Origin of the sequence: Terrirubrum flagellatum (assembly GCF_022059845.1) — a bacterium.
Lineage (GTDB): Bacteria > Pseudomonadota > Alphaproteobacteria > Rhizobiales > Beijerinckiaceae > Terrirubrum > Terrirubrum flagellatum.
The window spans coordinates 2566022-2587511 of the sequence record NZ_CP091851.1 but is presented as its reverse complement, the minus strand read 5'-3'; the positions used below and the strand labels follow the sequence as shown (position 1 = coordinate 2587511).

General features: G+C 64.1%; 25 protein-coding genes. 17 read left to right on the top strand and 8 right to left on the bottom strand.

Annotated features, from left to right (window positions below):
- Positions 1–8 precede the first annotated feature (8 nt).
- On the bottom strand, positions 9–1775 hold the full coding sequence (locus L8F45_RS12575; protein ID WP_342363202.1) for an AsmA family protein: 1767 nt from the start codon (positions 1773–1775) through the stop codon (positions 9–11).
- A 110-nt stretch (positions 1776–1885) separates the two neighbouring features.
- On the opposite strand from L8F45_RS12575, the gene L8F45_RS12570 reads away from it, so the two are divergent.
- Positions 1886–3835, top strand: coding sequence for an acetoacetate--CoA ligase (locus tag L8F45_RS12570; RefSeq protein ID WP_342363201.1), 1950 nt, complete (start codon positions 1886–1888; stop codon positions 3833–3835).
- Positions 3836–3848: 13 nt separating this feature from the next.
- On the opposite strand, the gene L8F45_RS12565 is transcribed toward L8F45_RS12570, so the two are convergent.
- The gene (locus L8F45_RS12565) at positions 3849–4868 is read right to left on the bottom strand and encodes a class I SAM-dependent methyltransferase (protein WP_342363200.1); all 1020 of its coding nucleotides are present in this window, start codon (positions 4866–4868) and stop codon (positions 3849–3851) included.
- Positions 4869–5043: 175 nt separating this feature from the next.
- Positions 5044–6222, bottom strand: coding sequence for an acetyl-CoA C-acyltransferase (locus tag L8F45_RS12560; protein WP_342363199.1), 1179 nt, complete (start codon positions 6220–6222; stop codon positions 5044–5046).
- Positions 6223–6450: 228 nt separating this feature from the next.
- Between L8F45_RS12560 and L8F45_RS12555 the strand changes: the two genes are divergently transcribed.
- On the top strand, positions 6451–6699 hold the full coding sequence (locus L8F45_RS12555; protein ID WP_342363198.1) for a hypothetical protein: 249 nt from the start codon (positions 6451–6453) through the stop codon (positions 6697–6699).
- A gap of 72 nt (positions 6700–6771) precedes the next feature.
- On the opposite strand, the gene L8F45_RS12550 is transcribed toward L8F45_RS12555, so the two are convergent.
- Both L8F45_RS12550 and L8F45_RS12545 read right to left on the bottom strand, forming a co-directional pair.
- Positions 6772–7197, bottom strand: a complete 426-nt coding sequence (locus L8F45_RS12550; RefSeq protein WP_342363197.1) for a DUF1236 domain-containing protein — start codon at positions 7195–7197, stop codon at positions 6772–6774.
- 212 nt (positions 7198–7409) lie between these two features.
- Entirely contained in the window at positions 7410–8645 is a 1236-nt protein-coding gene (locus L8F45_RS12545) for an acyl-CoA dehydrogenase family protein (RefSeq protein WP_342363196.1), read from the bottom strand.
- 155 nt (positions 8646–8800) lie between these two features.
- Between L8F45_RS12545 and L8F45_RS12540 the strand changes: the two genes are divergently transcribed.
- The 8 genes from L8F45_RS12540 to L8F45_RS12505 all read left to right on the top strand — a co-directional run bounded on the left by L8F45_RS12540 (position 8801) and on the right by L8F45_RS12505 (position 14071).
- The gene (locus L8F45_RS12540) at positions 8801–9037 is read left to right on the top strand and encodes an Lrp/AsnC ligand binding domain-containing protein (RefSeq protein WP_342363195.1); all 237 of its coding nucleotides are present in this window, start codon (positions 8801–8803) and stop codon (positions 9035–9037) included.
- 12 nt (positions 9038–9049) lie between these two features.
- The gene (locus L8F45_RS12535; RefSeq protein WP_342363194.1) at positions 9050–10054 is read left to right on the top strand and encodes a DUF1176 domain-containing protein; all 1005 of its coding nucleotides are present in this window, start codon (positions 9050–9052) and stop codon (positions 10052–10054) included.
- Between the two features lie 119 nt (positions 10055–10173).
- The gene (locus L8F45_RS12530; protein ID WP_342363193.1) at positions 10174–11235 is read left to right on the top strand and encodes a Ppx/GppA phosphatase family protein; all 1062 of its coding nucleotides are present in this window, start codon (positions 10174–10176) and stop codon (positions 11233–11235) included.
- Positions 11232–11927: an RlmE family RNA methyltransferase gene (locus tag L8F45_RS12525; RefSeq protein WP_342363192.1), complete on the top strand. Its 696-nt coding sequence runs from the start codon at positions 11232–11234 to the stop codon at positions 11925–11927. Before L8F45_RS12530 ends, L8F45_RS12525 begins: the two co-directional genes overlap by 4 nt.
- Positions 11924–12586: an HAD hydrolase-like protein gene (locus L8F45_RS12520; RefSeq protein WP_342363191.1), complete on the top strand. Its 663-nt coding sequence runs from the start codon at positions 11924–11926 to the stop codon at positions 12584–12586. The genes L8F45_RS12525 and L8F45_RS12520 overlap by 4 nt, the downstream gene beginning before the upstream one ends.
- Positions 12583–13074: a GNAT family N-acetyltransferase gene (locus L8F45_RS12515; RefSeq protein WP_342363190.1), complete on the top strand. Its 492-nt coding sequence runs from the start codon at positions 12583–12585 to the stop codon at positions 13072–13074. Before L8F45_RS12520 ends, L8F45_RS12515 begins: the two co-directional genes overlap by 4 nt.
- Positions 13071–13868 carry a cobalamin-binding protein gene (locus tag L8F45_RS12510; RefSeq protein WP_342363189.1) on the top strand — a complete coding sequence of 266 codons (798 nt, stop codon included), beginning with the start codon at positions 13071–13073 and terminating at the stop codon, positions 13866–13868. The genes L8F45_RS12515 and L8F45_RS12510 overlap by 4 nt, the downstream gene beginning before the upstream one ends.
- 59 nt (positions 13869–13927) lie before the next feature.
- Positions 13928–14071, top strand: coding sequence for a hypothetical protein (locus L8F45_RS12505; protein WP_342363188.1), 144 nt, complete (start codon positions 13928–13930; stop codon positions 14069–14071).
- A 3-nt stretch (positions 14072–14074) separates the two neighbouring features.
- On the opposite strand, the gene L8F45_RS12500 is transcribed toward L8F45_RS12505, so the two are convergent.
- Positions 14075–14515, bottom strand: coding sequence for a nuclear transport factor 2 family protein (locus L8F45_RS12500; RefSeq protein ID WP_342363187.1), 441 nt, complete (start codon positions 14513–14515; stop codon positions 14075–14077).
- 232 nt (positions 14516–14747) lie between these two features.
- Between L8F45_RS12500 and guaB the strand changes: the two genes are divergently transcribed.
- From guaB to L8F45_RS12480, 4 genes are all read left to right on the top strand, one after another.
- Entirely contained in the window at positions 14748–16241 is a 1494-nt protein-coding gene (gene guaB, locus L8F45_RS12495; RefSeq protein WP_342363186.1) for an IMP dehydrogenase, read from the top strand.
- A gap of 244 nt (positions 16242–16485) precedes the next feature.
- Positions 16486–16866, top strand: a complete 381-nt coding sequence (locus L8F45_RS12490) for a PepSY domain-containing protein (RefSeq protein ID WP_342363185.1) — start codon at positions 16486–16488, stop codon at positions 16864–16866.
- Between the two features lie 28 nt (positions 16867–16894).
- Positions 16895–17467 (top strand): general stress protein, encoded by a 573-nt coding sequence (locus L8F45_RS12485; protein ID WP_342363434.1) that lies wholly within the window; start codon positions 16895–16897, stop codon positions 17465–17467.
- A 56-nt stretch (positions 17468–17523) separates the two neighbouring features.
- Complete coding sequence (locus tag L8F45_RS12480) at positions 17524–17793, top strand: hypothetical protein (protein WP_342363184.1); 270 nt, start codon at positions 17524–17526, stop codon at positions 17791–17793.
- Positions 17794–18135: 342 nt separating this feature from the next.
- On the opposite strand, the gene L8F45_RS12475 is transcribed toward L8F45_RS12480, so the two are convergent.
- Positions 18136–19356, bottom strand: a complete 1221-nt coding sequence (locus L8F45_RS12475; protein ID WP_342363183.1) for a hypothetical protein — start codon at positions 19354–19356, stop codon at positions 18136–18138.
- 215 nt (positions 19357–19571) lie between these two features.
- Here L8F45_RS12475 and L8F45_RS12470 point away from each other — a divergent pair, with 215 nt between their 5' ends.
- The 3 genes from L8F45_RS12470 (at position 19572) to L8F45_RS12460 (ending at position 21267) form a co-directional block, all read left to right on the top strand.
- Positions 19572–19841, top strand: coding sequence for a hypothetical protein (locus tag L8F45_RS12470; protein WP_342363182.1), 270 nt, complete (start codon positions 19572–19574; stop codon positions 19839–19841).
- A gap of 99 nt (positions 19842–19940) precedes the next feature.
- Positions 19941–20342: an MAPEG family protein gene (locus L8F45_RS12465; protein ID WP_342363181.1), complete on the top strand. Its 402-nt coding sequence runs from the start codon at positions 19941–19943 to the stop codon at positions 20340–20342.
- Between the two features lie 70 nt (positions 20343–20412).
- Complete coding sequence (locus L8F45_RS12460; protein ID WP_342363180.1) at positions 20413–21267, top strand: AraC family transcriptional regulator; 855 nt, start codon at positions 20413–20415, stop codon at positions 21265–21267.
- A gap of 34 nt (positions 21268–21301) precedes the next feature.
- Here L8F45_RS12460 and L8F45_RS12455 read toward each other — a convergent pair whose 3' ends face one another.
- On the bottom strand, positions 21302–21466 hold the full coding sequence (locus L8F45_RS12455) for a hypothetical protein (protein WP_342363179.1): 165 nt from the start codon (positions 21464–21466) through the stop codon (positions 21302–21304).
- Positions 21467–21490: the final 24 nt, after the last annotated feature.

The window sequence follows — 21490 nt, the reverse complement described above, 5'->3', positions numbered from 1 at the left end:
GCGCTCGCTCAGCTCCGCTTGAACACGCTCGAATATTGCCATTGCAGGCTGGGCTGGCGCCACGGCCCGCTCAATGTGAAGCGCAGCCCGTCGCCGGGAATGGAGGGCGCGCGCGCGACGCCGTTGAGCGTGATCGTCTGGTCGCGCACCGAAGCCTGTCCCGATGCGACCGCCGCGACGCCGCCTGAGGCGGTCAGCGTCGCGTCCTGTGTGTCGGCGACACCCTGCGCAAGCGTGGCGCTCACATCGAGCGACTGGAACGTCGTGCGGCCCGCCTGCGCGCTGACGAGCTCCGCCGAGAGCCGGTCGGGCCGGCGCATCGCGTCGACCAGATTGAAGCCGGCGAGATCGCCATCCTTCAATTGCGCGTTGATCTTGCCCGAAAGCAATTTTGCGATCTCGGTCGCCGAACGCCCGGTCGATTCAAGCTGCAACTGGCCCTGCGCGCGGCCCGAAGCGAGGCGTCGCCCCGCGACATCCTGCAACGTCGCGCCAATATCCATGTCCTCGAAATTCGCCTGCAGCCGCGCTTCGACGCGCTCGCCATCGAGCGCCTGCAAGCTGGCGCGGCCGCGCAGCGCGCCCTGATAGGCCTGCGCGCGCCCCAGCACGAATTCGAGCCGGCCCGATTTCAGCATGATCGAGATCGCGGCTTCGCCAAGCCGCGCGCCCAGAAGCCGCACGCGGCTGGCCGACAACCGGAGATCGACATCGGTGCGCTTTAGCGGCGAGGGATCGAAACCATCCTGGCTCCAGGCGCCGGCCGTATCGCGCACGGAGTCGAGCGAGGAGCCGATGGCGTCGAAATCGACGTCCTGCGTCGCCAGCGTGCCGGAGATTTGCGGGCGGCCGTCATCGACGCGAAGCGCGAGCGTGCCTTCGAGCTGGCTTGCGCCTGTCGTCACAGTCGCTGCAGCCGAGGAGAAGCCGCGCGTCGAGACCGGGCCGCGCCCCTCGAAACTATAGCGATCGATGACACCGCTCAGCGGCGCGGAAAAGCCGAGCCAGCGGCCGAGCCGGTCGGCCGAGCTGACGCTGAGCTTGAGCAGCCCTTCGCCGCGCGGCGCCTCCGGCCCCTCGATGTCGCCGGCATAGTCGATCGACGCGAAGGGCGAGCGGACGGCGAACCGGACGGGTCCCTTGCCCTGGCTGGCGAAGAACGTATCGGGCTGAAAGTCGGAGAGGCGGATTTCCGTCTCCTCTCCCTTCCAGCGTCCGCGCGCCCAAGCGGAAAGGGCGGAGCCCGCGCCGCCCCAGGAGATTGTCGCTGTGACGTCAGTCAGCGGCTGCGATCCCGTCGCGACGGCGCTACGCTCGACCGAAAGCTCGGCGGGAGAAGGCGCGGAGGGCTGCAGCGTCGCCTCGATGAGCTTGCGTCCGGCCGTCCGCCAGGCGGCGCGCGCGGCCGGTTCGCCAGCGTCGATGATGGCTTCGCTGACCGCATAGCCCGTGAAGCGCAATCTGCCGCCAATCAGGTCGAGCGGCCTGAGATAGGCGTCGAGCACGCCGATCCGCGCCAGCGGCGCGCCATGCGGGTCGGTGATTCGCAGATTGAGAATGCGCGCCTTGGGGAAGGGCAGGAAGCTCAGGCGCACGTCGGCCTTGTCGGCGACGGCGGTCAGGCCCGTCCGCTCCGAAATCTGCTGATTGAGCGATTTCAGCGTAAATGTGCGTCCGATCGGCAAAGGCGCGAGACCGATCGCCAACAGCGCAGCGCCGACGATCGCCATCACGCCGGCCGGGGGCCGGGTCAGGAATGGGCGAAGAGCCTTCATGCGGCGCGCAACCTATACGTCCTGCGCGCTGCGGCCAAATCCCTCGCAAGAACGCGCTTTCCCCGGCGGCCGGGGATGTTCTAAGCCGAACCGACTGACGGAGCTTTTTCATGGCCGACTCCCCCCTCTGGACGCCGACCGAGGCGCAGATCAAGGCGACCAATGTCGCGGCCTTCGCCGAAGGGCTGAAGCAGCAGACCGGCGGCTTCTCGAGCTATCGCGCGCTGCACGCCTGGTCGGTCGCCAACCGCGCCGAGTTCTGGTCGGCGCTGTGGGATTTCGCCGGCGTCATCGGCGAGAAGGGCGCGCGGGCGCTTGGCCGCGATACGATGCCGGGCGCGGAATTTTTTCCCGATGCGAAGCTGAACTTCGCCGAGAACCTGCTGCGCCGCCGCGACGATGGCGAGGCGCTGGTGTTCCGCGGCGAGGACAAGGCCGAAAAGCGCATGAGCTGGGCCGAACTCTCAGCCCTCGTCTCGCGTCTTCAGCAGGCGATGCGGGCGGCCGGCGTCGGCGTCGGCGACCGCGTGGCGGCGATGCTGCCGAACCTGCCCGAGAGCATCGCGATCATGCTGGCTGCGACCTCGATTGGCGCGGTGTTTTCGTCATGCTCGCCCGATTTCGGAGAGCGCGGCGTGCTCGACCGCTTCGGCCAGATCGAGCCGAAGCTGTTCTTCGCCTGCGACGGCTACTGGTACGCCGGCAAGCGCCTGCCGATCCTCGACAAGCTGCAAGCGATCGTCAGCGGGCTGCCGTCGGCCGAGAAGGTGATCATCGTCGATTATCTCGGCGATGCGGCCGCGACAGCGCAAGCGCTGCCGCGTGCTGCGACGCTTGCCGATCTGATCGCGCCTCATCAGCCGCGCGAGCCGGAATTCACGCCCCTGCCTTTCGCGCATCCCGCCTATATTCTTTATTCATCAGGCACGACGGGCGCGCCGAAATGCATCGTTCACAGCGCCGGCGGCGCGTTGCTCAAGCATCTCTCGGAACATCGATTCAATTGCGATGTGAAGCCGGGAGATCGCGTCTTCTACTTCACCACCATGGGCTGGATGATGTGGAACTGGCTCGTCTCGGCGCTGGCGAGCGAGGCGACGCTCATCCTCTATGACGGCTCGCCCTTTCATCCCGTCAATTCGGTTCTGTTCGATTATGCTGAGGCGGAGAAGGTCACGCTCTTCGGTACGTCGGCGAAATATATCGACGCCTGCAAGAAGGCGGAGCTTGCGCCGAAGAGCACCCATGATCTCGCAAGCGTGCGGCTGATCTGCTCGACCGGTTCGCCGCTCGCTGCGGAAAGTTTCGACTATGTCTATTCTCATGTGACCGACAAGGCGCAGCTCGCGTCGGTGTCAGGCGGAACCGATATCGTCGCCTGCTTCGTCGCCGGCGATCCGACCGCGCCGGTGTGGCGCGGCGAAATCCAGGCGCCGACGCTTGGCGTCGCGATCGATGTCTGGGGCGATGACGGCCAGCATCTCGCGCGCGGCAAGGGCGAGCTTGTCTGCGCCAAGGCGTTTCCGTCGATGCCGGTGAAATTCTGGAACGATCCGGAAGGCGCAAAATTCCGCGCCGCCTATTTCGAGCGCTATCCCGGAATCTGGTGCCAGGGCGATTTCGCCGAATGGACCGAGCATGACGGGATCATCATCCATGGCCGCTCCGACGCGACGCTCAATCCCGGCGGCGTCCGCATCGGCACCGCCGAAATCTATGCCCAGGTCGAGCAGATTCCCGAAGTGGTCGAAGGCATCTGCATCGGCCAGGACTGGGACAATGACGTGCGCGTCGTCCTGTTCGTGCGGCTGAAGGAAGGCGCGACGCTCGACGCCGATCTCGAAAAGGCGATCAAGTCGAAAATCCGCGCCGGCGCCTCGCCGCGCCATGTGCCGGCGAAGATCGTGCAGGTCGCGGACATCCCGCGCACCAAGTCAGGCAAGATCACCGAACTCGCCGTGCGCGACGTGGTGCATGGCCGCGACGTCAAGAACAAGGAGGCGCTCGCGAACCCCGAAGCGCTCGATCTCTATCGCGACATGCCGGCGCTGCGGAGTTGAAAGGCGGCGCCGATCAGGCGCGGTTCGCCGGCGACATGACGAAGTAGGCGGAGACCGGCGGCAGGATCGTTTTGGCGATCATCGAGGCCGCCCGCTTGAGTGAGCCGAGCGCGAGCTTCGGCGTCATGATGTTGAGTGGAATGGAGGCGCGGCGCGTCCGGCTGATGATCCGCATGCCGTGAGCGGCGCATAGCCTCTCGAAAGTTTTGACGCTGTAGGTGTTGAGATGCTCGAGCGGCTGCAGCGATATATAGGTCAGGTCTTGCCGGGAGAGCGTTTCGCCCGCGACGATTTTCTTGAAGGGCGAGGCCGCGGTCAATCCCTTTGACTGAACGAGCTCTTTCGCGCGCGTTTGAGTGGGCACTGCGACTTTCATGATGCCGTCGGTGACAGCCGCGAGGCGTTTGAAAGTCGCCGCAGGGTCGACGAGATGCACGAAGACCTGCTCGGTGTGCACGATATCGAAACGCATGTTGTCGATTTCAGCGTCCGGAATCATGCGCACGCCCAGCGCCGCGGCGCTGGCGATTTTGTCTTCGCCGATTTCTGTCGCATAGACCTCGGCGCCCATGGCTCTCGCGACGCGCGCCCAGCGGCCATGACCATAGCCGTAGTCGAGAAACCGGATTTCGGCGGGCGGTTTGCCGGCGAGACGGAACAGCACATCCATTTCGCCGGCGATCCTGTGAAATGTGTCGATGGTCAGCCGACTATTCTCGACGCGCGAAAGCTTCTCCGGATCGATCATCTCGCAATAGATATGATTGAGAAGAGCGTCGTTGGGAATGAAGCGCTGAAAGATCAATTCGCAGTCTGCGCATTCATCGAGGACGTAGTCTGTGCCGGAGAGATAGGACCAGTTGACTTCGCCTTGCGTGGCGTAATGCGACGCGATGAAATCGCGCACGGGCGGTTCATTCAAAGGCGCCGCATAGATCTCGACGGTGTTGACGCTTGCGCAGGCGGGGCAGCACGCGCGCTCGACGAAATGCGCGCGATTTACTGACCTTGCCGCGCGTGTTTGAGTCTGCATCGACATCTCCGGACCGCCCGAACGCGTTCGATCGCACGGTGTGATGTTTTCATCGCGGCATCAAGAGGCTCGCGCCGCAGGACGTGGGCGCGCCGGGGCTCGCTAAGCTGTTGCGCGGCGGAAATATTTCAGGCGGGCGGCTGCTTGTCGCGTCAAAGCGTCGCGCCAGTGGCTTTCAGGCCACCTCGAACAATCCGGCGGCGCCCATGCCGCCGCCAATGCACATGGTGACCACGACGAGTTTCGCGCCGCGCCGTTTGCCTTCGATGAGCGCGTGTCCCACGAGCCGCGAACCCGACACGCCGTAGGGATGGCCGACGGCGATGGCGCCGCCATTCACATTGAGCCTGTCGTCGGGAATGCCGAGCCTGTCGCGGCAATAGATCACCTGCACGGCGAAAGCTTCGTTGAGCTCCCAGAGATCGATGTCCTCAAACCTCACGCCCGTGCGTTCGAGCAGGCGCGGCACGGCGAAGACAGGTCCTATTCCCATCTCATCAGGCTCGCAGCCGGCGACGGCGAAGCCGCGGAAAATTCCGAGCGGCGACAGCCCGCGCTTTTCCGCGAGGCGTCCGTCCATGACGACGCAGGCCGAGGCGCCGTCGGAAAACTGACTGGCGTTGCCGGCGGCGATGACGCCGCCTTCGATCGCCGGCTTGATGTCCGCCAGCGCGGCGTAGGTGGTGTCGGCGCGAATGCCTTCATCGGCCTTGGCGACGACTTCGCGATTGCTGGTTTCGCCGGTCGCCTTGTCCGTCACCGCCATGCAGACCTTGATCGGGACGATCTCGTCGGCGAATTTCCCCGCCGCCGCGGCGGCCGCTGCGCGCTGCTGGCTGCGCGCGCCATATTCGTCCTGCGCCTCGCGCGGAATGTTGTAGCGCTTCGCCACCGTCTCGGCGGTCTGCAGCATCGGCCAATAGATCTCGGGCTTTTTCTTCGTGAGATCGCGGCTCGTCAGCATATGCTTGTTCATCTGGTTCTGCGTCAGCGAGATCGACTCGACGCCGCCGGCCACGACAACGGGAACGCGGTCGACCATGACCTGCTGCGCCGCCATGGCGATGGTCTGCAGGCCTGACGAACAGAAGCGGTTGACTGTGACGCCAGCGGTTGTGACGGGACAGTCGGCCATCAGCGCGATCTGGCGGGCGATGTTCAGGCCGGTCGCGCCCTCGGGATAGGCGCAGCCCATTAGCACGTCTTCGACTTCGCCAGGTTCGACGCCGGCGCGTTCGATGGCGTGGCGAACGGCATGGCCTCCCAGCGTCGCGCCATGAGTCATATTGAATGCGCCGCGCCAGGATTTCGCCAGAGGCGTGCGCGCGGTGGACACGATCACGGCGTCGATCATGTCATCCTCCCGGTTTGTCCGTCATTGATCTGTCGTCCGGGCAAAGCTTGGCCAAGCAGGCCGGAGCGAGCAAGAACCGCAGGACATAGGTGGATTTCGCTAACCGTGACCTCGCCTCCCAGGTGACGCGCGGCGCCCTATATGGAATAGGCGCGCCGTCATTGCCGGAATTCGCGGACGGGGCGCGCGTCCGGCTTGGCTGTATGGGGTTGGGCTCAAATGAAACGCGTGGCTTTGGGCATCGTTTTTTCTGCGATCGCAGGCGTTGCTTTCGCGCAGGCGCCAAGCCGCGGCCATCAGCCCGCGACGCCGCGCAAGGCCGTCGCGAGCCAACCGGCGGCGGTTGATCCCGACGTCGTCGCCAAAACTGCTGACGAAACGCGCATCGCCGCGCCCGCTATGACGCCGCCGCATAATTCAGGCGAGCGCAAGGTGCGCGTGATCCTTTCGTCGCCTTACGGCTCCAGCGACGAATAATTCTCCTATTTCGCCGGACAAACGAAAACGGAGCGGCTTTCGCCGCCCCGCTCTTGATTAGCGCGTCAGGCGTTACATCTCGCCGACGACGCGACCGCTCTCGTCCACGATGTAATAGTGGTTGTTGACGTAGGCGTAGCGATAGGTCGCGACGCGCGGATTGCCCTCAACCCGATAATACTTGACCGTTGGCGGCAGCGGTTCGCCGATCACAATGCGCTCCTGCACCGTGACAGGCGCCGCGCGCTGGCGGACCGCATAATCGCGAATGTACACACGGTCCTCCGGCGTCAATGAGCCTGCAGTCGCGCCGACTGCGGCGCCTGCGATGCCGCCGACAGCCGCGCCGATCGGCCCGCCGACAATGGCGCCACCGACCGCGCCGGTGGCTGCGCCTGTCAGTGCGCCGCCCTTGGCCGCTTCATCGTTCTGGGCGAATGCCGGCGCCGCGATCGCCGTCGCGGAAATCAGAAGCGCCGTCGCAAGAATGCGTTTCATTTCACGTTCCCTTCATGTTGACAGCAATCGACGCTGCGCTGCGCGAGCGCGCAGCGGCCACATCGACCAGCTTGTTGGACGCAACGTGAGAGCGATGCTCTCTTCGTCAGGCTGCAAACGTCGCTGCGCCGCCAGCGTTCCCTTTTCGAGAGAATCGCTGACGCAACGGAATGAAGGGCCGAAATTCGCGTGCAGGCTCTGTCTATTGATCGCTATCGATTCGCGCCGTGCTTGCGCAGTTCGATGCGCGCGATGACATCGCGATGAACTTCGTCGGGGCCGTCCGCGAGACGCAGCAGTCGCGCGGTGGCGAAGAATGACGCAAGCGGCGTGTCGTCATTCGACATGCCGGCGCCGCCGAACATCTGGATCGCATCGTCGGCGACCTTCTGCATCACGTTCGGCGCGACCACCTTGATCGAAGAGATCTCCGTCATCGCGGCGCGGTTGCCGACCTTGTCCATTTTCCACGCGGCGTAGAGCGTGAGCAGTCGCGCCTGATCGATCGCCATGCGCAGATTGGCGATGCGTTCGCGATTGCCGCCGAGATTGACCAGCGGCTGCCCGAAGGCCACGCGCTTCATGCCGCGCTCGATCATCAATTCGAGCATCCGCTCCGAAGCGCCGATGCAGCGCATGCAGTGATGGATGCGGCCGGGACCAAGCCGTCCCTGCGCGATCGGAAATCCGTGGCCGGGGCCGACGAGAACATTCGCGACCGGCACACGCACATTCTCGAATTGCATCTCGCCATGGCCATGTGGAGCGTCATGCGAGCCGAATACGGGGAGCATGCGCTTGATCGTGACGCCCGAAGTATCGACGGGAACGAGCACCATCGAATGCTGCTCATGGCGATCCCTGGTCGCGTCAGGCGTATGCGCCATGAAGATCGCGATCTTGCAGCGGGGATCGCCGACGCCGCTCGACCACCATTTGCGTCCATTGAGCACGATGTCGTCGCCTTCGACGATGGCGGTCGCCTGCATGTTGGTCGCGTCGGAGGAGGCGACGTCGGGCTCCGTCATGCAGAAGACGGAGCGGATTTCGCCGGCGAGCAGCGGCTTCAGCCATTTCTCCTTCTGTGCGTCGGAGCCGTAGCGCCACAGCACCTCCATATTGCCGGTGTCGGGCGCGGAGCAGTTGAAGACCTCGGGCGCCATGAAGCTGCGTCCCGTTTCCTCCGCCACCTGGGCATAATCGACGATCGAGAGGCCGGCGCCGAGCTTGTCGTCGGGCAGGAACATGTTCCACAGCCCCTGCGCGCGCGCTTTCGCCTTGAGGTCCTCCATGGTCTGCGGGATTTTCCATGTGCGCCAGTCGCCGCCCTGCGCCGCGCTTTCGACCTGCGCCCAGTAGTCGTTCTCGATCGGGACAATGTGCTCGCGCATGAAGGCGCGCACGCGCGCGACATAGTCCTTCGCTTTTGCGCTCGGTTCGAAATCCATGGCGTCCTCCACGATCCTTGGCCGCTGGTCGGAGATCGGCCTGCGAATGAGCCGGCATTTTCGGGCGGGCGGGCGCGATTGCCAATCGCCTCGGAGATGTTGCGGCGTCGCCCGAGACCCGCTACCGAACCCGTTCAGAGACCGGGAGCCGGGCCGTGCAGACCTTCTTCGTCGAGATCAAATGCAAGCTCGGCAAGACCTATGAGGTGGCGAGCCGTCTCGCCGACGCCGAGATCGCATCCGAGATCTATTCGATCGCCGGCCAGTACGACATCCTCGCCAAGTTCCACATCCCGACCGAGGTCGATATCGGCCGCTTCGTCGGCGAGAAGGTGCAGACGATCCCGGAAATCCTGGACACCCATACAATCATCACCTTTCGGGCGTTCTGATCCGAAGCTGCGATGAAGCGCACGGCTCATATCTGGGGCGCGTCGCTGCTTCTTGGTCTGCTTGCGTTTGCGCCGGCAGCCTTCGCCCAGGGCGCGAAAGCGCCGGCCTATAAGACTTTCAAGGATTGGGAGGTCGGCTGCGACAATGTCCGCGGCTGCGTCGCGCTCGGCTTCAGCACAGGCGATGGGGACGGCGGCTATATTCGCGTCGCTCTGGCCGCAGGCCCTGACGCGAAGCCTGAATGGAAGATCGTCGCCGGCGAGCAGGAATTGTCCGAGCCGAAGCTCGTTGCGCCGCCGGCCGAGCCTGGCCTGACGGGCTGGGCCGCGATCCTCGCCGCCGCCCGCAAGGTCGATCGCGTGACGGTTTCGGACGGGAAGGGGGCGCGAAAGATCGATCTCTCCTTCCTCGGCGCCTCGGCGGCGCTGCTGTTCATCGACGACATGCAGGGAAGGGTTGGAACGACCACCGCTCTCGCGCGGCCGGGGCCGAAACCGGCGTCGAGCGTTCCCGCTGCTCCGCCGCTCCCGGTCGTGAAGGCGAAACCGACGTCCGCGGCCGGAGAAGCGCCCGCCAATCTCGCGGCAGCGTTGGTCAAGCGATTGCCGGCGAGCGTGAAGCGCGATTGCTCACGCATGAAGGGCGACGATGATTCGGGCGAGGCCTACGCCATGGGCGACGGCGTCGCGCTCGTAATGTTGCCTTGCGACGCCGGCGCCTACAATTTCTCCAGCCTGCTCTGGCTCGTGAAGGGCAAGAATGTCGCCGGCGCGCAGAAACTCATGCTGCCCGATCCGCTCGGCCGCTCGCAGGACGGCGTCACCAATGGCGATTACGATCCCGCCAGCGGTCAATTGAGCTTCCTCGCCAAGGGGCGCGGGATCGGCGACTGCGGCGAATCCGGAGTTTATAGCTGGACCGGCTCGTCCTTTGTCCTCGCCTCGTACCGCAAGATGGACAAGTGTCAGGCCGTCGATCCCGACGATTGGCCTGTCCTCTGGCGCTCGGCCGAATAGGCTTCTCCCTAGATCAGGCGTTTCACCGGATCGGAAGCCGGCTTGCCGGTCCGGATCATGCATGGTTCACTTCGGCCAAGTGTCCGCCGGTTGGGAAGCCGACGGATGGGGAGTGCGCGATGGCGCCTTTCACCGAGTCGGGCCTTGCAGAGGCCGCGCCGCGGCACGAGCCGCCACCTGCGCGCGCGTCGGCGCCGAAGCAGGTTTATGCCGCTCTCGATCTTGGCACGAACAATTGCCGTCTGCTGGTCGCGACGCCGACCGACCATGGATTTTCCGTCATCGACGCGTTCTCTCGCATCGTCAGGCTGGGCGAGGGCCTCGGGCGCTCGAACCAGCTCAGCGAGGCCGCGATCCGCCGCACCATGGCGGCGCTGCGTATCTGTCGCGACAAGATGCGGGCGCGTCGCGTCACCCGCGCCCATATGATCGCGACGCAGGCCTGCCGCATGGCCGAGAATGGTTCGCGCTTCGTCGAGCGCGTGCGCCGCGAACTCAATCTCTCGCTTGATATCGTCGACCAGCGCACCGAGGCCCATCTTGCCGCCGCCGGCTGCGAGGCGCTGGCTGATCCCAACGCCGGAAATCTCATCCTGTTCGACATTGGCGGCGGCTCATCCGAGATCGTCTGGCTCGATCGCAGCAATTGCGGCGGCTCGCTCGGGGAGCGCGTGCGCTGCTGGACTTCGTTGCCGCTCGGCGTCGTGACGCTCGCGGAGCGTTATGGCGGCGAATGCGTCACCGACGAGCAGTTCGAATTGATGGTGGCCGAGGCCGACCGCGCGCTGGCGCCGTTCAAGGAGCAGGTGGCGCCATTGGCGCGCTGCCGGAATTTCCATCTTCTCGGCACGTCGGGCACGGTGACCACCATCGCCGGCGTGTTCCTCGATCTCCAGCGCTACGACAGGCGCCGCGTCGACGGCTTGTGGATGCGCAATTGCGAGGTCGACTCGGTGATGGCCAGGCTGCGCCGGATGCCCTACGACCTCAGGGCGTTGAATGGCTGCATCGGCCGCGACCGCGCCGACCTCGTGCTGGCCGGCTGCGCCATCCTCGAAGCCATTCGCCGCGCCTTTCCCAGCGAACGGCTCCGCATCGCCGATCGCGGCTTGAGGGAAGGGCTCCTGACCCAGATGATGGCGGCCGACCGCTGCTGGTCGTCCGCGGAGCGACAGGTGTGAAGACAGGCGGCGGCCGGGGCGATCGCGACCTCGGCGTCAGATTGAAGACGGCGCATCGCAGGACGCCTTCGTCGCAGCGCTGGCTTGAACGGCAGCTCAACGACCCCTTCGTCGTGCGCGCCAAGCGTGACGGCTATCGCTCTCGCGCGGCCTACAAGCTTATCGAGATCGACGAGAAATATAAGCTCTTGAAGCCCGGCCAGCGCATCGTCGATCTCGGAGCCGCGCCCGGCGGCTGGTCGCAGATCGCCGCGAAGAAACTCGGCCGCGAGAAGGGCGAGGGCGCTGTCGCCGCCATCGATCTCCTCGAGATCGAGCCCATTCCCGGCGTCGACTTCATCGCGCTCGATTTCATGCACGATTCAGCGCCCGAAAAGCTGAAGGCGATGATCGGCGGCCCGGCCGACGGCGTCATGTCCGACATGGCGGCCAACACCACCGGCCACAAGAAGACCGACCATCTCCGCATCATCGGGCTCGCGGAGGCGGCGCTGCAATTCGCCCGCGAGGTGCTGGCGCAAGGAGGATTCTTTCTCGTGAAATTGTTCCAGGGCGGCGACACCGCGACGCTCGTCACCGAAATGAAGCGCGACTTCGCGCAGGTGCGCCACATCAAGCCGGCGGCGAGCCGCGCGGATTCATCCGAGCTCTATGTTCTCGCCACCGGCTTTCGCGGCGGCGACGCCTCATGAGCAAACGAGCTTCCCTTCTCGTCGATCTCGACGGCACCATCGTCGAACCGGCCGCCGGCATCATCGGTTCGGTGCGTCATGCGCTGAACGAACTCGGCGTCGCGCCAAAGCCGGGTGACGATCTGCGCTGGGTGATCGGGCCGCCGCTGCGCAGCGTTTTGCCAAAGATCGGCGTGCCGGCCGATCAGGTCGAGCGTGGCGTCGCGCTTTATCGCGAGAAATACACCGGCGGCCTGATGTATGACGCTGAAGTCTATGACGGCATGCGCGAGGCGCTGTCGGCGCTGCGCGATGACGGCTTCCGCATGTTCATCTGCACTTCGAAGCCGCATGTCTATGCGCGCAAGATCGCCGCTCATTTCGGCGTGCTGGAATTTTTCGAAGAGCTGCATGGCGCTGAGCTCGATGGCGTGCGCGACAACAAGGGCGATCTCATCGCCTGGATGCTGGCGCTCTACGGGATCGAGCCTGACGATGCGATCATGATCGGCGATACGCCGTTTGACGTCGAGGGCGCGCGTCAAAACGGCGTGCGTTGCGTCGGCGTGTCGTGGGGCCATGGTCAGGAGCGTCTGGCGGCTGCGAACCCGGCGGCGATCTGCGATCAGCCCGCCGATCTGCTTGATGCGGTGCGACGATTGGCGCGCGAGCCGGCGTGATCGCGCAACTCGCGACCGACGAGCCTGCGCTGCTTGCGCTCAACAATGCGCATGCGGCCGAGCTTTCCTTTCTCACGGAGCAGCGTTGGCGCGAACTGATCTCGCGCGCCTTCTATGCGCGGAAGATCGATGCGGACGCGTTCCTGATGGCGTTCGACCAGAACGCGGACTACGACAGCCCGAACTTTCTCTGGTTTCACGCGCGCTATTCCAATTTCATATACATCGATCGCATCGCCGTGAGCCCCGCGGCGCGCGGGCGCGGTTACGCCAGGCTGCTCTATGAAGATCTGTTCGAGGAAGCGTCCCTGCGCGGTCATGGGCTGATTGTCTGCGAAGTGAATTCCGATCCGCCCAATCCTGCGTCCGATGCATTTCATGCGGCGCTTGAATTCCATGAGGTCGGCGCCGCTTCGATCCATGGCGGCGCCAAGAGCGTGCGCTATTTCGCACGGCAATTGCCCGCGTCGCGCCCCGCGGTCGCGTGAGCTTTCCGCCTTCACGCATCGTCTGCCTGACCGAGGAGACGGTCGAGACGCTTTATCTCCTTGGCGAGGAGGCGCGCATCGTTGGCGTGTCGGGCTATGCGGTCAGGCCGCCGCGCGTGCGCAGGGAGAAGCCGCGCGTGTCGGCCTTCACCAGCGCCGATATTCCCGCGATCCTGGCGCTCGATCCCGATCTCGTGCTGGCGTTCTCCGACTTGCAGGCCGACATCGTCGCGGCGCTGATCCGCGCCGGCGTCGCCGTCCACGCCTTCAATCAGAGATCGGTCGCGGAAATCTTCGACATGATCGCGCTCGTCGGAGCGATGGTCGGCGCAAGCGAACGCGCGAGTGCGTTGATCGCCGATCTGAGAACAAGGATCGGCGTCGCACGCGCCGACGCCGACATGACGCCGGTGCGACCGCGCGTCTATTTCGAGGAATGGGACGAGCCGATGATCTCGGGCATCCGCTGGGTGTCGGAACTCGTCGAGATTGCGGGCGGGATCGACGTGTTCGCCGATCGCTCGCGCGGCAAGGCCGCGACGGAACGCTTTGTGACGGCCGATGACATCATTTCCGCGGCGCCCGACATCGTCATCGGCTCCTGGTGCGGCAAGAAATTCAGACCGGAGAAATTCGCGGAGCGGCCTGGCTTCACAGCCATTCCTGCTGTGCGCGACGGCGAACTTCACGAGATCAAGTCGCCGCTGGTCCTCCAGCCCGGCCCCGCGGCGTTGACCGACGGGCTCGGCGCCTTGCGTGCGATCATCGGCCGCTGGGCGGCGCGCCAGGCGTGACAATTGATCGAAGCCGGCGCGGCGCCTATTCTGCGCGCGATCAACAGGGAGTTCGCGCCATGGCGCATCTTTGCCGGCTGGCCGGCGTCGTCGCGGTCGCGCTTCTTCTCTCCGCCTGCGACAAGTGCGGCAACTGGCGCTTCGGCGTGTTCGACGCCGCGCCGGCCGCCGACGTCTGCGGCGGCGACAAGCCCCAAGGCTAGCAGCTAGGGCGTCTTCGGCAGGAAGCCGTTGAGCTGCGCCCGGCCGATCACCGCATTGATCATGGCTGTGTCGACGAACTGGATCAGCGACGCGATCTTGCCGTCCCGGATCGTCCAGAGATCGTGAAACTCGGTCTCGACGATTTCGTTGCTGGGCAGAAATTTGGCTTCGATCGCGCTGTGAACCGCGACATTGTCGCCATCGGTGACGAAGGAGAGCTGTTCACGCCCGATAAATTCCCAGGCCTGGCAGAGTTGCTCCATCATCGGACGGATTTCGGCTGCGCCCGTGGCCTTCATCGCGCCGGGTGAGGATTCGGGTGACCCCGCCAGCCGGAAGGTCGCGTCCGGCGCGAAACAGGCCATGAGCGCGTCTACATCGCCAGCGACCCGGGCGGCGTAGGCCTGATCCACGATGCTCTGGAAGGCGGCGCGGTTGGTCATGAAATCCTCCCTGAAATGATGAAAGCCTAATCCGGCCGCCGGGCCGCACAAGGGGCGCGGACCTTTCCCGACAGCGTGAAGATTCGCCGCTTCCCACCGCAGGACGCGCGTGCTAACCGCAATCGCCAACCCGTCAGGGCCGTCCGATTCGTTCAGGGCGGCCTTTGTGTTTTCGGCCTCCGCGAGGCCGGGCTTCAGAGCCCGTCCGTTGCCGGCCGCAGAGGAGTTGGCCATGGCCGTCATCGTAGATCAGCCCATCCGCGAAGCCTACACTTTCGATGACGTCCTCCTGCGTCCGGGGCGCTCCGAAGTGATGCCGGCCGACGCCGATCTCCGCACCCGCCTGACGAAGCGGATCGCGCTCAACATTCCGCTCATCGCCTCGGCCATGGACACGGTCACGGAGGCGCGCATGGCGATCGCCATGGCGCAGGCCGGCGGGCTTGGCGTCATCCACCGCAATCTCGAACCGGAAGCGCAGGCGGACGAGGTGCGCAAGGTGAAGCGCTTCGAGTCAGGCATGGTCGTCGATCCCCTGACCATCCATCCCGATGAGACGCTGGCCGATGCGCAGGCGCTGATGAAGCGTCATGGCTTCTCCGGATTTCCCGTGGTTGAGCGCGGCCCGAACGGCCAGAAAGGCAAGCTCGTCGGCATCCTCACCAATCGCGACGTGCGCTTCGCGTCGAACCCGATGCAGCGCATCTCCGAACTGATGACGAAGGAGCGGCTGATCACGGTGCGCGAGAATGTCACCCAGGACGAGGCGCGCCGCCTGCTGCACCAGTATCGCATCGAGAAGCTGATCGTCGTCGACGAGAATTATCGCTGCGTCGGCCTGCTCACCGTCAAGGACATGGAAAAGCAGATCGCCTATCCCAACGCCTGCAAGGACGAGCAGGGACGCCTGCGCGTCGCCGCCGCGACGACCACAGGCGACAAGGGCTTCGCGCGCTCGGAGATGCTGATCGATTCAGGTTGCGACGTGATCGTGATCGACACGGCGCACGGCCATTCCGTCAGCGTGCTCGAATCCGTCTCGCGCGTGAAGAAACTGTCGAACTCCGTGCAGGTCGTCGCCGGCAATGTCGCAACGGCGGAGGGAACGAAGGCGCTGATCGACGCCGGCGCAGATGCGGTGAAAGTCGGCATTGGCCCGGGCTCGATCTGCACGACGCGCATGATTGCAGGCGTCGGCGTGCCCCAATTGACTGCGATCATGGACGCGGCCTCCGTCGCGCTGAAAGCGGATATTCCCTGCATCGCCGATGGCGGCATCAAATTCTCCGGCGATCTCGCGAAGGCGCTCGCCGCCGGCGCAGAAGTCGCGATGGTCGGTTCGCTGCTCGCAGGCACGGAAGAAACGCCCGGCGAAACCTTTCTCTGGCAGGGGCGTTCCTACAAATCCTACCGCGGCATGGGCTCGGTCGGCGCAATGGCGCGCGGTTCGGCGGACCGCTATTTCCAGGCCGATATTCGCGACACCATGAAGCTCGTTCCGGAAGGCATTGAGGGGCAGGTTCCCTACAAGGGGCCTGTGAGCAATGTCGTGCATCAGCTCGCAGGCGGTCTGCGCGCCTCGATGGGCTATGTCGGCGCGAAGACGCTGAAGGAGTTCCGGGAGAAAGCGGAATTCATGAAGATCACATCGGCGGGCCTGCGCGAAAGCCATGTCCACGACGTGACGATCACGCGCGAGAGCCCGAATTATCCCGGGCGGAGCTGAACGAAAGCGTCGCCAGCAAATTAAATGAATTGATCGCGCCGCAACAGGCGGCGCGAATGCGACGACTGATCTGATCCCGCGCCGCGGCGCGCGGGAGTCGTCTCTGCTGCAGCTCGAAAGCCGTGGATGGCGTTCTCACATCTGCGCGCTTCTGCTTGCGCGATGGAACAATATCAATCGCTGGAACATCGCTCGCGCCTCCGCATTCCGAAGCTGACGCATGGGTTCGCTTTCGGAGGACGACATGAAACACCTGATTGGACTGTCATTTGCCGCGGCGCTCCTTTCGACCGCCGCAATCGCGCAGACTGCGCCGTCTTCGCCGCCGTCGCCACAGCCGACCGCGCCTGCCGCGCCGGCTGAGAAGATGGCGCCGCCGATGGGCTCGGCGAATGAGCCTGCGACCACCGGCAGCACGCCATCGAAGCCTGACGCGAATGCGCCGCTCGCAGGCGCCAACAGCTTCACGCAGTCGCAGGCGAAGTCACGCATCGAAGCGAGCGGATTCTCGGCGGTGTCGGAATTGCAGAAAGACGAGAAGGGCGTGTGGCGCGGCAGCGCGACGAAGGACGGCAAGTCGATGTCCGTTGCCGTCGATTTCCGCGGCAACGTCACCAGCCAGTAAGCGCAACTCTTAAGGGAGAAGGAACATGATGACGACGATTACGCGCGTCTATGACAATTACTCCGAAGCGCAGGAGGTCGTGAATGCGCTCGAGGCGGCTGGCGTCGATTCCGAAGCCATCAGCCTTGTCAGCAATCGCAACGACAGCGCGACGGGCGATGGCGCCGCGACCGGCGCGGGCGTCGGCACGGCGCTCGGCGGCGGAGCGGGCCTCCTTGCGGGGCTCGGCGTGATGGCGATCCCGGGATTGGGTCCCGTGGTGGCGGCGGGATGGCTCGCCTCGACAGCGGCTGGCGCGGTCGCGGGCGCGGTCGCGGGCGCGGCGGCGGGCGGCCTGATCGGCGCGCTCAACGAGACCGGCATGTCGGCTGACGACGCAAGCATGTACGCCGAGGGCGTGCGCCGCGGCGGCGCGCTGGTGTCAGTGAAGGTCGACGATTCCCAGGAAACGCGCGTGCTCGATATTCTCGACGCGCATGAGCCCTGGGACATGAACGAGCGTCGCGAGAACTGGCGCAGGGAAGGCTGGACGAAGTTCGATCCGGACGGCCGGCCGCGCACGCCGGAAGAAATCATTCGCGAACGCAACATGTATCTCTGACGTTTCGAAGCGCGTGAATTATCCAAGCCGCCCCGCTTCAAGCGGGGCGGCTTTTCATGGCTTATTCAAAAGTTCTTTTATTTGAAGATCAATGGGCTCTCTTCCGCTGCGAGCAAATTTGCGCGGCCTCGGATAACCATTGCGTCCGCCACGAAAGATTGCCGGAACGTACAATCGAAAAGGCGGATTGCGCGACAGCAATCGAATGGAACCATGCGAATAAAATGACAGAGAGTGCCGGCAACGGCGGTCTTCATCATCAGAAGGATTGGCAGCTCACTGAATTGCCGAAACGCTGGCAGTTTGTGACAGCCGGCGTTCTATAGCCCGGTCCTCGAAACGGAAATGCCGCAAGGCGCCCATCTGATGCGCCGCAGCTGAAAGACATGCTGTACCAAGTCACGGGACCGGGCAGCACGTCAGCGATCAGGCCACCGGCATGGCTTTCGCTGTCCAACACTTGGTAGGGACGGCCGCTGCAAATCTTTGTCGCCTCCTGATAGCAGCTCTGCGGCGACTGGCTGCATTTCACGGTGTTCACGGCCGCGCCAGATGGCCCCACGAATGAGCTATTTTGAGCGGGCACGCACCCCGCTGCGACAGCTGCGAAAATTGTGAAGAAAAACGTGCGTCTCATTGATGCTCTTGTCTGTGTCCCTGCGATGCGTTCACCGCGCGATATGTGGAAGTCTCTGTACGCCGTATTGCACGCGGAAATCGTCGCTTGTCAGAACGCTTCCGAGGTAGCGGAACGATGAGCCATCAAAATTGAAATAGTGTGAGCCGATTGGAGCGACCTCGTTGAACATTCCTGACAAAACAATAAGGGAGCTGTTCATGCGGAACTGAACAGCGTCGAAGGAGCTGTCGACCGAGCCCCAGCCCGAGAATGTTCCTGGGAAGAAGGTGACCGCTCCCGTGACGCTGTCGACGATGCCGCCCGTTACGCATGACGTGCCGCAGCCCCATTGAGCCACCGCGTACCGTCCGCCGAACTTCGGGCCGGCACTGGCGGCAGCGCGCAGCCTCGTCCGAAACGCGTATTTACCTTGAGTATCGAACACGGGCTGCGCGTTCGGGCCGGGATGAAGAAATGGCGTCGGATAGTCCGCGAAATATGCTGGGGGCTTCACTGCTTGCGTGGGTGATGTCGGCGCTTGTAACGCCAATGGAGGCGAAGCTGTGGGCGGCTTGGACATGCCTGGTGTGGTCGTTGCGACTTGTGGCGCTGGCTGCGACGGGGCAGGCGAGGTTGAGCCTCCCATCGTTGTCGATTTATCCGCGCCAGGCAGAGCGGAGACCTCAATTCCGTACCGCCGCGCTTCATCGAAATTGAGCCACTGCATGTCGTCTGGTGCAGCTTTCGAGACGTAAGCAATCGCGCTCGACGAAAGGCCTAGCTGGTTTAGGTATGCGCCCACCAATGCATTACCGACTGACGCAACCTCCTTGTTTCGCTGCGTGTTCATGTAAGCGGCGTGGAAACCTATCCGCGCCGACTGAGACGCAAATCGCTTTGCCCCTCCCAACCAAGCAAGAGCACAAGCCGAGGCGCACGTCTGGTTGTCGAGCACCAATGTCGAGAAGCCCTTGAGGCGGATAGCCTTGCCAATCTCGATGCCGGCTAAAACCTTTCCGCCGTCGCTGCTGAGCGAGACGATAGCATTCGGCAAGGGCAGCGCCGTATTTGCAAACGCCGGCACGTCTTCAATCGCCATCTCCCCGATGATGAGGATAAACGGCGGAAGCCCATCCGAAGCCGGCAAGACCTGAATGGTTGCCGCCCGGGCAGACATGCAAGCAAAAGCCAGAAAGATAGCAGATAGAAATCCGCGCGCCCGCAGCACGCTTACCCCCAATAGCAGCCCCACAAAGAATACTGCCTCCATGACCAAAGGGAGTCGAGTCAAACAGAGAGAGGACCACCATAGTGATGGCCGCGACGCGCAAATCGCCGTGCATCAACCGCTCCAGCCAGAAGCCCAGGATGCCTGAGGGCAGTGTGACAACTCAGCTGGGTGCGAATTCTCGATGAGGTCTTCAAGATTTTTGAAGAGATGGACTCTGTCGCGCCGCCGCGCTTCTATGGGCGCGGGAGGCCGAAATGAAAATCGCAATATCAATCATCACTTTGACTGCGCTGAGCAGCGTCGCGCAGGCTCAATATTATGGCAATCGCAATTCTGGCTATGGCGGTTACGGCACCGGATCAAATTCGAACAGCCACAGTGTGCAGCCCCACTACAATTCAAACGGCGCGTATGTTGATAGCTATCGCGCGACCAATCCGAATAACACGACGCTCGATAACTACAGCACACGGGGCAATTATAATCCTTATACCGGCCAGACTGGTCACCGTAGTCCGTATTGAGATTTAGGCGTCTTTCTCTCCGCGGCTCCGATCGACATATAAGCAACTTGGCGGCCATCGTCTCGTCATGCGAGATCACCTCTCGGAGGAGAGGCCGTCATGAATCTCGTTTATCCCGTGCTGGCGCAGATCGCCTGGACGTTTGTCGTGCTTGCGATCATGTTTCGCGCCCGCGTGCAGGCGCGGCAGGCGGGCGTGAAGATGTCCGACATCGCGCTGTCGGGCGAAGGCTGGCCGCCAGAGGCGCGCGCCGCCGGCAATAACTTCTCCAATCAGTTCGAGACGCCGGTGCTGTTCTATGCGCTCTGCGGCGTCGCGACCTATGTCGCCGCGACGAACTGGCTCATGACCCTGTTCGCCTGGATCTTTGTGGCGAGCCGCATCGTCCACACCTTCATCCACACCGGGTCTAACCGCGTGCCTGTGCGGGCGCAGATCTATGCGGTCGGAATCGTCGCCCTGTTTGCGATGTTCGTCGGGATTCTGCTGAAAGTCCTTTGAGCTGCGGTCCCAGCGAAGACCGCAACCCGGATCAATCCGCGCCTGCTAGGCGTCAAGCGTCCGGAGAGCAATGATGAGAGCGCAGACGCAAGACTCCTACGCCACGCGAATCCAGCGCGTCGCTGAATTCGTCTCGGATCATCTCGATGAGGAAATCAGCCTCGATCGATTGTCCGAGGAGGCGCGGCTGTCGCCCTATCATTTCCATCGCATCTACGCCTCGGTGATCGGGGAAACGGTGGGCGATACGGTGCGCCGCTTGCGGCTGCATCGCGCCGCCTTCGAACTGATCGAGACGCAGAAGCCGATCGCGTCGATCGCGCGGCGGGCGGGCTATGGATCGTCGGCGGCGTTTACGCGCGCCTTCGGCGGCTCCTATGGCGTTCCGCCCGGCGCCTATCGTCGCGGCGAGCGAGCCCGCGATCCGGACACGTCAACCCCGTCCGGAGAGCATCCCATGTATCAGGTCACTGTTGAGCGCACGCCGCCGGTCCGTCTCGCCGCCATGGATCATCGCGGCGATTACAACGAGATCGGCAAGACGTTTGACCCGCTGTTCGCCTGGGCCGGCATGCGCGGATTGCTTGGTCCGCAGACCCGCAGCTTCGGCGTCTATTACGATGATCCCGATGCGACGCCTGCGCGCGATTTGCGCTCGGTCGCGGGACTGATGGTTGGCGCGGATTTCAAACCCGACGGGCGGGTGAAGATCATCGAACTGCCCGAGATGATCGTCGCAACGTTGATCCACAAGGGACCCTACGCCGAACTCAGAGGCGCCTATCGCTATCTCTATCGCTCCTGGCTGCCGAAGAGCGGGCGGGAGCCCGGCGACACGCCCTGTTTCGAGGAGTATCTGAACAATCCCAGGGCGACGCCGCCCACGGAATGGCTGACGAGGGTGAGTATGCCCTTGGCGGCGTGAGCGGGAAGGGGCCGCAGAGCGGCCCCTCACACGATCACTGCCGGCGCAGCGTCGGCTTGCGGCCGGATTCAAGCTCGGCCTTCGCGTCGCGCTGGTTGAGCGCCGGCGGGGAGAGATCCGCCTGCGGCTGCGGCGAGGCGCAGGCGGCCAGCATGGCGCAGTAGAGGGCGAGGGCGGAAAGGCGGAGCGCGCGGTTCATTCGAATCGTCCTGTTGGTTCAGGT